Origin of the sequence: Luteibacter aegosomatis, from assembly GCF_023078455.1 — a bacterium.
GTDB lineage: Bacteria > Pseudomonadota > Gammaproteobacteria > Xanthomonadales > Rhodanobacteraceae > Luteibacter > Luteibacter aegosomatis.
On record NZ_CP095740.1, the window covers coordinates 687,641 to 700,761 of the forward strand.

General features: G+C 67.5%; 10 protein-coding genes. All 10 read left to right on the forward strand.

Features of this window, described 5'->3' with window-relative positions:
• Position 1 precedes the first annotated feature (1 nt).
• A complete protein-coding gene (mltB, locus tag L2Y94_RS03035) occupies positions 2–1,036 on the forward strand; it encodes a lytic murein transglycosylase B (protein ID WP_425602429.1) in 1,035 nt (344 codons plus the stop codon).
• Positions 1,033–2,367, forward strand: coding sequence for a septal ring lytic transglycosylase RlpA family protein (locus L2Y94_RS21385; protein ID WP_425602430.1), 1,335 nt, complete (start codon positions 1,033–1,035; stop codon positions 2,365–2,367). Before mltB ends, L2Y94_RS21385 begins: the two co-directional genes overlap by 4 nt.
• Before the next feature lie 37 nt (positions 2,368–2,404).
• On the forward strand, positions 2,405–3,634 hold the full coding sequence (locus tag L2Y94_RS03050) for a D-alanyl-D-alanine carboxypeptidase family protein (RefSeq protein WP_247373041.1): 1,230 nt from the start codon (positions 2,405–2,407) through the stop codon (positions 3,632–3,634).
• A 10-nt stretch (positions 3,635–3,644) separates the two neighbouring features.
• A complete protein-coding gene (locus tag L2Y94_RS03055; protein WP_247373043.1) occupies positions 3,645–3,935 on the forward strand; it encodes a DUF493 family protein in 291 nt (96 codons plus the stop codon).
• A 194-nt stretch (positions 3,936–4,129) separates the two neighbouring features.
• Positions 4,130–4,798 carry a lipoyl(octanoyl) transferase LipB gene (gene lipB / locus L2Y94_RS03060; RefSeq protein ID WP_247373045.1) on the forward strand — a complete coding sequence of 223 codons (669 nt, stop codon included), beginning with the start codon at positions 4,130–4,132 and terminating at the stop codon, positions 4,796–4,798.
• 13 nt (positions 4,799–4,811) lie between these two features.
• Positions 4,812–5,810: a lipoyl synthase gene (gene lipA / locus L2Y94_RS03065; protein WP_247373046.1), complete on the forward strand. Its 999-nt coding sequence runs from the start codon at positions 4,812–4,814 to the stop codon at positions 5,808–5,810.
• Positions 5,811–5,841: 31 nt separating this feature from the next.
• The gene (locus L2Y94_RS03070; RefSeq protein ID WP_247373048.1) at positions 5,842–8,145 is read left to right on the forward strand and encodes a carboxy terminal-processing peptidase; all 2,304 of its coding nucleotides are present in this window, start codon (positions 5,842–5,844) and stop codon (positions 8,143–8,145) included.
• Positions 8,146–8,405: 260 nt separating this feature from the next.
• On the forward strand, positions 8,406–9,245 hold the full coding sequence (locus tag L2Y94_RS03075) for a mechanosensitive ion channel family protein (RefSeq protein ID WP_247373050.1): 840 nt from the start codon (positions 8,406–8,408) through the stop codon (positions 9,243–9,245).
• 326 nt (positions 9,246–9,571) lie between these two features.
• The gene (gene aceF, locus L2Y94_RS03080; protein WP_247373051.1) at positions 9,572–11,257 is read left to right on the forward strand and encodes a dihydrolipoyllysine-residue acetyltransferase; all 1,686 of its coding nucleotides are present in this window, start codon (positions 9,572–9,574) and stop codon (positions 11,255–11,257) included.
• A 13-nt stretch (positions 11,258–11,270) separates the two neighbouring features.
• Positions 11,271–13,064, forward strand: a complete 1,794-nt coding sequence (gene lpdA / locus L2Y94_RS03085; protein WP_247373052.1) for a dihydrolipoyl dehydrogenase — start codon at positions 11,271–11,273, stop codon at positions 13,062–13,064.
• Positions 13,065–13,121: the final 57 nt, after the last annotated feature.

Consider the following 13,121-nt stretch of genomic DNA (forward strand, 5'->3'; position numbering starts at 1 on the left):
CATGGATGAAGTTCTCGCCGCGCGCCGCGCCCGACCCGTACGTTTCCTCCCGCGCTTCGCGAGCGCGATGCTTGCCTTCCCCCTCATGCTGGCGTCCGTCGCCGCCACGGCCGAAACCCATCCCGGCCAGGCCGAGCTCGTGCGTGAAGTGGCCCGGGACACCGGCAAGAGCGTGAAGTCGCTCAACGCGATCCTCGACGGCGCGAAGAAGCAGCAGTCGATCATCGACGCGATGAACCGGCCCGCCGAGGGCAAGCCCTGGAAGGACTACCGCCCGATCTTCCTCACCGAGGAGCGCATCGCGGCGGGCGCCGAGTTCTACCGCACGCACCGCAAGCTACTCGACACCATCGGCCGACGCTATGGCGTGCCGCCGGAATACATCGTGGCCATCGTCGGCGTGGAAACCTTCTACGGCCGCAACACCGGCAAGTACAAGGTGCTCGACGCGCTGACGACGCTCGCCTTCTACTACCCCAAGCGCGCGCCGTTCTTCCGCGGCGAGTTGAAGACCCTGCTCGAGCTGCCATCCAACCACCTCGCCGGCCCGCTCGACACGCTCACCGGTTCCTATGCGGGCGCGCAGGGCTGGGGCCAGTTCATGCCCTCGTCCATCCGCCAGTGGGGCGTCGACTACGATGGCGACGGCCGCATCGACATGAAGGGCAACCTGGGCGACATCTTCGCCAGCGTGGCGAACTACTTCGCCGAGCACGGCTGGGAAACCGGCGGCCCCGTCGTGGCCCGCGCCCAGCCCGACCGCCGCGCGGAGGCGCCGGCCGTGCCGAAAGACTGGCGTCCCACGGGCACCGTCGAAGGTTTCGTGGCCGAGGGCTTTGCGCCGCTGCAGCACCTGAACCCGGGCCGCGACGCGCAACTGGTGCGCCTCGACGGTCCCGCGGGCGACGAATACTGGTTCACGTTCCAGAACTTCTACGTGATCACCACCTACAACCGCAGCCCCATGTACGCCCTCGCGGTCCACCAGCTGGCACAGGAGATCCGCGCCCGCGTCATAGGACCGAACGGCCGATGAAGCGGCGGGTCGGGGGAAGCGCCGTCGTTCCTGCGAAGGCAGGAACCCAGCGCCTTTCGCCCGAAGGTGCCGCGCCGTCCAGGCGCAAGACGCTGGACTCCCGCCTGCGCGGGAGCGACGGGATAGCGCGATGGCTGGCGATCATGCTGGTGTCGATCCTCCTCGCGGCCTGCGGCGGCACCCACAACACCCGCCCTGGCTCCGGCTCCCACCGCGGTAGCGGCGGCAGCTCGCGCGGCTACGACGACATCAGCAAGTCCCAGTCGTCGCGCTATCGCTCCAGTCGCGACAGCGTTCCCACCGACATTCCCGACGTCAGCAAGCTCCCCGAGCCGGTGCCGAAGAACGAGCCGCGGTCGCTCTACGGCAACAAATCCCCGTACAGCGTGCTCGGCCAGACCTACACCGTCATGGACAACCCGCGCGGCTACGTCGAACGCGGCATCGCCTCGTTCTATGGCAACAAGTTCCACGGCTACAAGACCTCGAACCTCGAGGAATACGACATGTACCAGTTCAGCGCGGCGCACAAGACGCTGCCGCTGCCGAGCTACGCACGCGTCACCAACCTCGAGAACGGCAAGAGCGTCATCGTGCGTATCAACGATCGCGGCCCGTTCCACGAGAACCGCCTGATCGACCTCTCCTTCGCCGCCGCCGTGAAGATCGGCGTGTGGCCCAAGGGCACCGGGCTGGTGGAAGTGCGCGCCATCGATCCACGCGACGCCTCGTCGTCGGTCGCCCCGCCCGTGGTCACGAGCCCGCGCCCGTCGCCGGTGACCGCGCCGCCGCCGCCGCCGCGCATGGCCGGCACGCCGCCATCTCCGGCCGCGCGCACCGCGCCGACGCCCGCGACGGTCGCCGCCGGGGCCTCGCTGGCCGCCATGCCGCGCCCGGCGCCCACGTCCACCACGGCCACCCCGGTCGCCACCGGCAATCCGGCCGACGCCGGTCCGGTGCCCGGCATGACCGACGCCTCCGTCTCCGATGCCTTGCCTGCCTTGCCCGGCAAGCCCGCGCCATCCACGAGCGCGGCCATGCCTCCCGCCAAGCCGGCCACGACACCACCCGCCGCCACGGCGGCCGTGCCCGGCAAACCCAGCATCTACCTCCAGGTCGGCGCCTTCTCCGACCTGGCCAACGCCAACCGCGTGGCCGACCGATTGAACCGGGCCGGGCTGGGACCGGTCAGTGTGATCGAGGCGACCATCGGCGGTCGCGGCGTCCGCAGGGTCCGCGTGGGCCCGCTCGCCGACGTGGACACCGCCGACCGCGTGACCGACCAGATCGCCGCCATGGGCCTGCCCCGACCCCAGGTCGCGGTAGACTGAACCCCTTTTTTGTTGCTTTGACTGGACCGCTGAAACGATGAAGCTCTTGCCCCGTTCCCTGTTCGCTTTCGCCGCCGCCGCGCTCGTCGCCGGCGTGACCGTGGCGCAGCAGACGCCCCCGCGTCCCTCCGTGCCCCGCCCGGTGGTGCCCGAGGCGCCGGTGCCGCCGCCGCCCGACGTGGAAGGCAAGAGCTGGGTGCTGATGGACTACAACACCGGGCAGATCATCGCGTCGAAAGATCCGGACATGCAGGTCGAACCGGCGTCGATCACCAAGATCATGACCGACTACGTCGTCTCGGCCGAGATCGCCAACGGCAAGATCCACATGACCGATCCGGTCACCATCAGCGAAAACGCCTGGCGCGGCGGCGGTGCCGGCACCGACGGTTCCACCAGCTTCCTCAAGCTCAACAGCCAGGTGCCGCTGAAAGACCTGCTCTACGGTCTCATCATCCAGTCGGGCAACGACGCCGCCATCGCGCTGGCCGAGCACACCGCGGGCTCCGAGCCCGCGTTCGCCAACCTGATGAATGCCTACGCCAAGCAGATCGGCATGACGCACTCGAACTTCGAGAACGCGTCGGGCTACCCCATCGCCAACCACTACACCACCGCGCGCGACATCGCGCTCCTTTCCCGCGCGCTCATCCACGACTTCCCCGAGGACTACGCCATCTCGGCGGTGAAGGAATTCGAGTGGAACGGCATCAAGCAGCACAACCGCAACCTGCTGCTGTGGCGCGACAACACCGTCGACGGCATCAAGACCGGCCACACCGCCGCCGCGGGCTACTGCCTGGCCGCCTCGGCCAAGCAGGGCGACGCGCGCATGATCGCCATCGTGATGGGTGCCGGTAGCGAGAAGGGCCGCGCCGACGCCGCGCTGTCGCTGCTCAACTACGGTTTCCGCTTCTACGAGGCGCACAAGCTCTACGAGGCCAACAAGCCGCTGGCCACGCCCAAGCTGTGGAAGGGCGCCGAGAACACGCTGCCGCTGGGCGTGTCCGAAGACGTCATGGTCTCGGTCAAGCGCGGCGACTACGACAAGCTCAAGGCTAACCTCGACATCCCGTCGACCCTGATCGCGCCGTTCAAGAAGGGTCAGCAGGTGGGCACGCTGCGCGTCACGCTCGACGGCCAGCCCGTGGTCACCGCACCGCTGGTGGCGCTCAACGACGCGCCCGAGGGCGGTTTCTTCTCGCGCCTGTGGGACACGATCCTGCTGTGGTTCCACAGCGACGACGACAAGTCCGACAAGAAGTAAGGAGCGCACCATGCGTGAGATCGATTTCACCCAGGCGAAGAAAGACGGCAAGGGGTTCCAGTTTCCGGGCGAGTTCGAGATCACCGCCATCGGCAACGCGAACGCCGGCCTCGACGCGCACGTGCCGAAACTGCTGCACGGTATCGGCCTGGAAGTGCTCCACGAGACGCTCTCGACCAAGCTGACGCCGGCCGGCAACTACCAGTCGGTGACGGTCACCTTCGTCGCACCCACCCGTGAGAAGTACGACGAGGCCCACGCCACGTTGCGCGCGGACGAGAACATCCGCTTCACGATGTGACCCCGAGGGGCGCTTCGCGCCCATTCGCCGATGCGATCGGCTCCCACCCCTTCGGTAGCAGGAATAAGGCAAGACGGCTACCGAAGGGGTGGGAGCCGATCGAATCGGCGAACGGCGGTACCGGGTGGCTCATCTCTTGTATCGTGCATCCCCAGCCCACAGCTTCCGCCTATCCCCTCCCGACCCCTCCCCCCATGACCCTCCCCCTCAACGTCCGCCGGCTGGGGCGCGTCCCCTACGAATCCACCTGGAAGGCCATGAGCGCCTTCACCGACAACCGCACCGACGACACCGTCGACGAGCTGTGGCTGCTGGAGCACGACCCGGTGTTCACCCTGGGCCAGGCGGGGCTCGACGAGCACGTGCTGTTCGCCGGCGACATCCCGGTGGTGCGGGTGGACCGCGGTGGCCAGGTGACCTACCACGGCCCCGGGCAGATCGTGGCCTACCCCATGATCGACCTGCGTCGCACCGGGGTGGGCGTGCGCGAGCTGGTCTGCAAGATCGAACAGGCCATCATCGACACCCTCGGCGAGTGGAACATCGGCGCCGAGCGCCAGGAAGGCGCCCCCGGCGTCTACGTGGCCGGCGCCAAGGTGGCCGCCCTGGGCCTGCGCATCCGCCGTGGCTGCAGCTTCCACGGCCTGGCCTTCAACGTCGACATGGACCTGGAGCCTTACCACCGCATCAATCCTTGCGGCTACAAGGGCTTGGAGATCACCCAGGTGCTAGACTTGGGCGGTCCGTCGCGATTGGCCGACGTGGAAGATGTCCTGGTGCAGGAATTCTGCAGGCAGTTCGGCTTCCATGCCGTCGATGCCGACCCTTCCATCCCCGAACTCCCCGCGCGCCTTGCGGTCTGAAGGCCTGACCACCATGAGCCAGACAGCCACTTCCCCCACCCGCAGCATCCCCATCGCCGTCGTCGACAAGCCCGGCGAGAAGATGCTGGGCAACGACAAGATCGGGCTCAATCGCGCGAGCTTCGACACCGCGCAGCCCGCGCTGCGCAAGCCCGGCTGGATCCGCGTCCGCCTGCCGCAGGGCAACGCCGTGCAGCAGCTCAAGGCGCGCCTGCGCGAGAACTCGCTGGTCACGGTGTGCGAAGAGGCCTCGTGCCCGAACATCCACGAGTGCTTCTCCAAGGGCACCGCCACCTTCATGATCCTCGGCGAGGTCTGCACCCGCCGCTGCTCGTTCTGCGACGTGGCCCATGGCCGCCCGCTGCCGCCCGATCCGCTCGAGCCGGCGCGCCTGGCCGAGACCATCCGCGACATGCGCCTGAAATACGTGGTGATCACCTCGGTCGACCGCGACGACCTGCGCGACGGCGGCGCCGAGCACTTCGCCTCCTGCATCCGCGCGGTGCGCCACGCCAGCCCGGACATCCGCATCGAGATCCTCACGCCCGACTTCCGCGGCAAGGGCCGCATGGAGCGGGCGCTCGAGGTGCTCAAGGATTTCCCGCCGGACGTCTTCAACCACAACCTCGAAACCGTGCCGCACCTCTACCGCGAAGTGCGTCCGGGCGCCGACTACCAGTGGTCGCTCGACCTGCTCAAGCGGTTCAAGGCGCAGCACCCCGAGGTGCCCACCAAGTCCGGCATCATGCTCGGCCTCGGTGAAACGCACGACCAGGTCATCGAGACCATGCGCGATCTACGCGCCCATGACGTCGACATGATCACCATCGGCCAGTACCTGCAGCCGACGGCGCACCATCACCCGGTGGTCCGCTACTGGACGCCGGACGAATTCGAGGCGCTGCGTGTCGAAGGCGAGGCCATGGGGTTCTCCCATGTCGCGTCCGGCCCGTTGGTGCGATCCTCCTACCATGCCGACCTGATGGCGCACGCCGCCGGCGTCGTCGAATAACCCGCAAGACGCACCCCGAGGCTTTCACTTCATGATCCTTCGCCCCGTGTCGCTCGCACTCCTGCTGGCCCTCGCCATCCCCGGAGTGCACGCCCAGAACGCCACACCGCAGCCGGGCGCGACCGCGCCGGCGAAGGACTCCACCCCCCAGCCGAAAGACGCTTCCGAAGCGGCCACGTCGCCCGAGCCGCAGCGCAAGGAGTCCACCCTGCCGCTGAAGCCCACCGCGGCCGAGGCCCAGGCCTCGCAGCTGTCGGCGCGCTTCCTCACGCGCTTCCACTACCAGGCGCAGCCGCTCGACGACGCCATGTCGGCCAAGATCTACAAGGCCTACCTCGACTCGCTCGACGGCGAGAAGGTGCTCTTCACGCAAGAAGACCTGGCCAAGTTCGAGCCGCTGAAGACGCAGTTCGACGACGCCATCTGGAACCAGGACCTCACCGGTCCGTTCTCGATGTTCAACTTCTACATCACGCGGTCGGTCGACCGCATGAACTTCGCGCGCGGCCTGCTCAAGAAGGGCTTCGACTTCAGCGGCAACGAAACCTACAACTTCGACCGCAAGAAGGCCTCGCCGCCGAAGAACCAGGCCGAGCTGGACGACATCTGGCGCAAGCGCACGATGAACGACTGGCTGCGCCTCAAGCTCGCCGGCAAGACCGACGACGACATCCGCAAGACGCTCGACAAGCGCTACGCCAATTACATCACCCGCATCCGCCAGCTCGACGACGAGGACGCCACCCAGGCGTTCATGACGGCGTATTCCAACTCCACCGATCCGCACACCGACTACCTCGGCCCGCGCGCCGCCGACCAGTTCGACATCGCCATGCGCCTGTCGCTCGAGGGCATCGGCGCGGTGCTGCAGGCGCGCGACGACTACACCACGGTGCGCGAACTCGTGCCGGGCGGTCCGGCGAGCAAGTCGGGCAAGATCAAGCCGGGCGATCGCATCGTCGCCGTGGGGCAGGGCGAGACCGGCACCATGGTCGACGTGGTCGGCTGGCGCCAGGACGACGTCATCAAGCTCATCCGCGGCAAGAAGGACACCACCGTTCGCCTCGAACTGCTTCCGGCCGAGGCCGGCGTGGACGGCAAGCACGACATCGTGACCCTCGTGCGCAAGAAGGTCACCATGGAAGAGCAGGCCGCCAAGTCGAAGGTCATCGACGTGAAGGACGGTGACGTCACCCGCAAGATCGGCGTGATCGACCTGCCCACGTTCTACCAGGACTTCGGCGCCCGCCGTAACGGCGACGCCAACTTCAAGAGCGCCACGCGCGACGTCAAGAAGCTCCTCACCGAGCTCAAGGCGCAAAAGGTCGACGGCGTCATCATGGACCTGCGCAACAACGGCGGCGGTTCGCTCAACGAAGCCACCGAGCTCACCGGCCTGTTCATCGACACCGGCCCGGTGGTGCAGGTGCGCGACGCGCGCGGCCAGGTCGAGGCGCAGGGCGACGACGAGCCGGGCATGGCGTGGGACGGCCCGATGGCCGTGATGGTCAATCGCGGCTCCGCGTCGGCATCGGAAATCTTCGCCGCCGCCATCCAGGATTACGGCCGCGGCATCATCATCGGCGAGCCCACCTTCGGCAAGGGCACCGTGCAGAACCTCGTCGACCTCGACAAGTTCGGCAAGGCCACCACGGGCGAAGACGCGAAATACGGCGAGCTGAAGATGACCATCGCCGAATTCATCCGCATCAACGGCGACAGCACGCAGCTGCACGGCGTCACGCCCGACGTGCGCTTCCCCGAAAACGGCGATGCGAAGGACTTCGGCGAATCCACCTACGACAACGCGTTGCCGTGGCGCCACATCGATCCGGCCGACTACAAGCCGGTGGCCGATCTCAAGGCGATCTTCGCGCCGCTCAACCAGAAGCACGAGGCGCGCGTGGCCAATTCGCCGGCATGGAAGCTGATGCTCGACGAGCTGGCGCAGTACAAGAAGATGCGCGAGAAGACCGACATCTCGCTCAACCTCGCCACCCGCCAGGCCGAGCGCAAGCAGTTCGACGCCACGCAGGCCGACTTCCGCAACCGTCGCAAGGCCATCTTCGGCGATGCGGGCGACGATGGCGTGGACACCGCCGACGACGGCCTGAACGCCAACGAGCGCAGCATCAAGAGCGATCTCAAGCAGGAGGCCGAGGCCAAGAAGGCCAAGGACACCCCGCTCGACGAAGCCGCGCACATCGTCAGCGACGAAGTGGCCCTCATCAAGGCCGATCCGAAGGTCGCCGCCGAAGTGCTTCCCTACGGCGGCCGCAAGATCGACGGCCCGCAAACGGCCCAGGCCGCCAAGCCCGCCAACAACACGCCGTAACGTAACTACCGAAGGGGTGGGAGCGGACCCTGTCCGCGAACCCTCCTTCTTCCGTCGATACGAAAGAGGCTATGCGATGATCGGGCGAGCGGTAACAGCCCGCCAGGTCACCGCATAGCCTCATTCGCATGCACACGCCCCGAGGATTCGCGGACAGGGTCCGCTCCCACGGCAGGATCTTTCGGTCATCCACCCTCGCTCTTTTCACGACCCGCCTGCTACCTTCCCGCCGATTCCCCGGCAAGGACAAGGCAGGCCCCATGACCGATTTCCTCGACCATCTCGGCATCGACCACGCCACGCGCGTGATCATCTTCACCTACCTGGTGCGCATCGGCATCGCGCTCGTCGCGCTGCTGATCGGCTTCTGGATCGCCGCTCGCGTGGCCAACATCGGCCGTCGCGCCCTCGACCGCGCGCATGTCGACGCCACGCTGTCCGGCTTCCTGCGCAACGCCATCTACGGCTTGCTCATCGCCTTCGTGATCGTGCAGGTGATGGGCATGGCCGGCATTCCCACGGCCTCGCTCATCGCCGCGCTCGGTGCGGCCGGACTGGCCATCGGCCTGGCGCTGAACAGTTCGCTGTCCAACCTCGCCTGGGGCGTGCTGCTGATCCTGTTCCGTCCGTATCGCATCGGCGATTACGTGCTCGTCGGCGGTGTCGAAGGCACGGTGGAAAGCATCAACCTCATGCACACCTACCTCACCACGCCGGACAACCGCGAAGCGGTGGTACCCAACGCCAAGGTCGGCGGCGACGCCATCATCAACTTCAACCGTCGCGGCACGCGCCGCTTCGAGTTCAAGGTGGGCATCGGTTACGGCGACGATATCGGCAAGGCCATGCAGGTCATCCAGGACCTGTTCGCGGCCGACCCGCGCATCCTCAAGGACCCGGCCCCGGGCGTGTGGACCGACACCCTGGGCGATTCCGCCGTCAACCTCGTGATCCGCGGCTGGGCCACCGTAGCCGACATGTACGGCGCGCAGACCAACCTGCTGCGCCGGATCAAGGAGCGCTTCGCGGAAGAGGGCATCACCATCCCGTTCCCGCAGAGCGAGATCCGGCTGGTGACCAGCGGGCAGGGCGCTCCGTAAGGATCGCGGACAGGGTCCGCTCCCACCCTCCGGTAGCGAGCTAACTGTCGAAGGGTGATGGGAACTACCCAGGCCCACCCCGAACCTCCCGCCCTTCGAAGGGAAGCTTTCCTACCGAAGGGTGGGAGCGGACCCTGTCCGCGATGGGAGCCGCTGAAACCCGTCCATCACCGCCCCGCACAACAGAAATCACCCCGAACACCCGTTCGAACGCCGAAAATCAGCCTCCGAGGGATTACAATCGACCGGTTGCGCCGCAGCACGGCGCCCGTCATTCCCCCGCCGGTGGGTTCGTCCGCCCGCCGACGACTGTTCGAGGAGGTTCCATGGCCGACGTCAAAGAAGCCCGCGTGCCCGATATCGGAGGCAAAGCGGTTCCCGTCATCGAAATCATGGTCAAGGTCGGCGATCGCGTCGAGAAAGACCAGAGCCTGGTGACGCTCGAGTCCGACAAGGCCACGATGGAAGTCCCGGCCCCCTTCGCCGGCGTCATCAAGGAGCTGAAGGTCAAGGTCGGCGACGAAGTCGACGAAGGCGCGGTCATCGCGCTGGTCGAGGCCGAGGGCGACGCCCCGGCGGCCGCCAAGGCCGAAGCGCCCAAGCAGGAAGCCCCGGCCGCCGCCGCGCCGGCTCCCGCGCCCGCGCCGGCGCCGGCTGCCGCCAAGGCCCCTTCCGCTTCGAAGGCCTCCGGTCCGGTCGACGTCAACGTGCCCGACATCGGCGGCAAGCCGGTGCCGATCATCGAGATCATGGTCAAGGTCGGCGATACCGTCGAGAAAGACCAGAGCCTCATGACCCTGGAATCGGACAAGGCCACGATGGACATCCCGGCCCCGGCCGCGGGCGTCATCAAGGAGCTCAAGGTCAAGGTCGGCGACGAAGTGAACGACGGCGACCTCATCGCCATCCTCGAAGGCGCCGGTGGCGCCGAAGCGGCCGCCGACGCGCAGCCCGCCGCCCGCACCGACAAGCCCGGTGTGGCCGAGGCCCCGGCCCCGGCGCCGGTCGCCGTTCCGGCCAAGGCCGATGCCCCGGCCGGCGGCGCGCCGCGCACGCCGCCGGTGTCGTTCGACGCCTCGGCGGTCATGCCCGGCAACGCCCCCTACGCCAGCCCCGCCGTGCGCGCCTTCGCGCGCGAGCTCGGCGTCGACGTGGCCCAGGTCAAGGGCAGCGGCCGTGGCGGTCGCATCCAGCGCGAAGACATCACCGGCTACGTGAAGAACGTGATGACCTCCGGCGTGGCGCCGTCCGCCGGCGGCACCGTGGCCGCCGGTGGCGGCCTCAACCTGCTGCCGTGGCCCAAGGTCGACTTCTCCAAGTTCGGCGAGATCGAGGAAAAGCCGCTCGGTCGCATCCCGAAGATCTCCGCGGCGAACCTCGCCCGCAACTGGGCGATGATTCCGCACGTCACGCAGTTCGAAGACGCCGATATCACCGAGCTCGAGGCCTTCCGCAAGAAGCTCGGCGAAGAGAACAAGGACCTGAAGGTCACCCCGCTGGTGTTCCAGATCAAGGCGGTGGTCGCGGCGCTGAAGAAATTTCCCACCTTCAACGCCTCGCTCGACGCGGCGGGTGAAACCCTCACGCTCAAGAAGTACTTCAACATCGGCATCGCCGTGGACACGCCCGACGGCCTCGTCGTGCCGGTGATCCGCGACGCCGACAAGAAGGGCCTGCTCGAGCTCGCCGCCGAACTGGGCGAGATCTCCAAGAAAGCGCGCGACAAGAAGCTCACCGCCGCCGACATGTCGGGCGGCTGCTTCTCCATCTCCTCGCTCGGCGGCATCGGCGGCACGGCGTTCACGCCGATCGTCAACGCGCCGGAAGTGGCGATCCTCGGTGTCTCCAAGGCGCAGATGAAGCCCGTGTGGAACGGCAAGGAATTCGCGCCGCGCCTGATGCTGCCGCTGTCGCTGTCGTACGACCACCGCGTCATCGACGGCGCGCTCGCCGCGCGCTTCGCCGTGTACCTGGCCCAGCAGCTCGGCGACATCCGTCGCCTGTTGCTCTGACGGGAGGCGAACCATGGCGAACATCGAATTGAAGGTTCCCGACCTCGGCGGCTCGCACGACGTGCCGGTCATCGAGATCTTGGTCAAGGCGGGTGATACGGTCGAGAAAGACCAGAGCCTCATCACCCTCGAATCCGACAAGGCCACGATGGATGTGCCCGCCTCGCAGGGCGGCACGGTCGTCGAGATCAAGGTCAAGGTCGGCGACGAAGTCAACGAAGGCACCGTCATCGCGGTGATCGACGCGGCGGGCGAACAGCCGGCGAAGTCGGTCGGCCAGGCCACCGTGCAGGAGGCCCCGCCTCCGGCCACGCCGTCGCCCGCGCCGCCGCCGCCGAAGCAGGACGCGCCTCGCGCCGCCGCGCCCCAAGCCGCCGGCGCGTCCGGCCGCAAGGCCGACATCGAGTGCCAGCTCGTGGTGCTGGGCTCGGGCCCGGGCGGTTACACGGCCGCCTTCCGCGGCGCCGACGTCGGCCTCGACACGGTGCTGGTCGAGCGTTACGAAACGCTCGGCGGCGTCTGCCTCAACGTGGGCTGCATTCCGTCCAAGGCCCTGCTGCACGCGGCGGCCGTCATCGACGAAGCCGAATCCATGGGGGCGCACGGCATCACCTTCGGCAAGCCGAAGATCGACCTCGACAAGCTGCGCTCCTTCAAGGAAGGCGTGGTCGGCAAGCTCACCGGTGGCCTCGCCCAGATGGCCAAGGCGCGCAAGGTGCGCACCGTCACCGGCGTGGGCAGCTTCATCTCGCCCAACGAGATGGAAGTCACCACGGCCGATGGCGTGAAGCTCATCCGCTTCGAACACGCCATCATCGCCGCCGGCTCGCAGTCGGTGAAGCTGCCGTCGTTCCCGTGGGACGACGAGCGCATCATCGATTCCACCGGCGCGCTCGAGCTGCGCGACGTGCCCAAGAAGCTGCTCGTCGTGGGCGGCGGCATCATCGGCCTGGAAATGGCCACGGTGTACGCGGGATTGGGTTCGGAAGTCACCGTGGTCGAGCTGGCCGACCAGCTCATCCCCGGCGCCGACGCCGACCTCATCAAGCCGCTGCAGTCGCGCATCGCCAAGCGTTACAAGGGCATCCACCTCAAGACCAAGGTGGTCGAGGCCAAGGCCACGAAGAAGGGCATCGAGGTGACGTTCGAGGGCGAGAGCATCCCCGACACCACGGTGTTCGATCGCGTACTCGTGTCGGTGGGCCGTTCGCCCAACGGCGGCAAGGTCGGTGCGGACAAGGCCGGCGTGGAAGTCACCGAGCGCGGTTTCATCCCCGTCGACCGCCAGATGCGCACCAACGTGAAGCACATCTTCGCCATCGGCGACCTGGTGGGCCAGCCGATGCTGGCGCACAAGGCCACGCACGAGGCCAAGGTGGCGGCCGAAGCCGCTGCCGGCATGAAGAGCTTCTTCGACGCGCGCGTGATCCCGTCGGTGGCCTACACCGATCCGGAAATCGCCTGGGTCGGCGTGACCGAGCGCGAGGCGAAAGAAAAGGGCCTGAAGATCGGCGTGGGCAAGTTCCCGTGGGTGGCGTCGGGTCGCGCCATCGGCATCGACCGCACCGAAGGCTTCACCAAGCTGCTGTTCGACGAAGAAACCCACCGCATCGTCGGTGCGGGCATCGTCGGCCCGCACGCGGGCGATCTCATCTCCGAACTGGCCCTCGCCATCGAGATGGGTGCCGAAGCGGGCGACATCGGCCGCACCGTGCACCCGCACCCCACGCTCGGCGAATCCGTCGGCCTGGCGGCCGAGGTGTACGAGGGGACGATCACGGATTTGTATATTCCGAAGAAGAAGTAAAACCCTGCGTCGAGGAAGCCGTTGTACCGGCTTCCTCGACGATCGGCATGAGGCAGG

Bases quoted from the DNA above. Each gene is read 5' to 3' on its own strand.
- mltB (WP_425602429.1), top strand. From the start codon at position 2: ATGGATGAAGTTCTCGCCGCGCGCCGCGCCCGACCCGTACGTTTCCTC.
- L2Y94_RS03075 (WP_247373050.1), top strand. From the start codon at position 8,406: ATGACCGATTTCCTCGACCATCTCGGCATCGACCACGCCACGCGCGTG.
- lpdA (WP_247373052.1), top strand. From the start codon at position 11,271: ATGGCGAACATCGAATTGAAGGTTCCCGACCTCGGCGGCTCGCACGAC.
- aceF (WP_247373051.1), top strand. From the start codon at position 9,572: ATGGCCGACGTCAAAGAAGCCCGCGTGCCCGATATCGGAGGCAAAGCG.
- L2Y94_RS03070 (WP_247373048.1), top strand. From the start codon at position 5,842: ATGATCCTTCGCCCCGTGTCGCTCGCACTCCTGCTGGCCCTCGCCATC.
- L2Y94_RS03055 (WP_247373043.1), top strand. From the start codon at position 3,645: ATGCGTGAGATCGATTTCACCCAGGCGAAGAAAGACGGCAAGGGGTTC.
- lipA (WP_247373046.1), top strand. From the start codon at position 4,812: ATGAGCCAGACAGCCACTTCCCCCACCCGCAGCATCCCCATCGCCGTC.
- L2Y94_RS03050 (WP_247373041.1), top strand. From the start codon at position 2,405: ATGAAGCTCTTGCCCCGTTCCCTGTTCGCTTTCGCCGCCGCCGCGCTC.
- L2Y94_RS21385 (WP_425602430.1), top strand. From the start codon at position 1,033: ATGAAGCGGCGGGTCGGGGGAAGCGCCGTCGTTCCTGCGAAGGCAGGA.
- lipB (WP_247373045.1), top strand. From the start codon at position 4,130: ATGACCCTCCCCCTCAACGTCCGCCGGCTGGGGCGCGTCCCCTACGAA.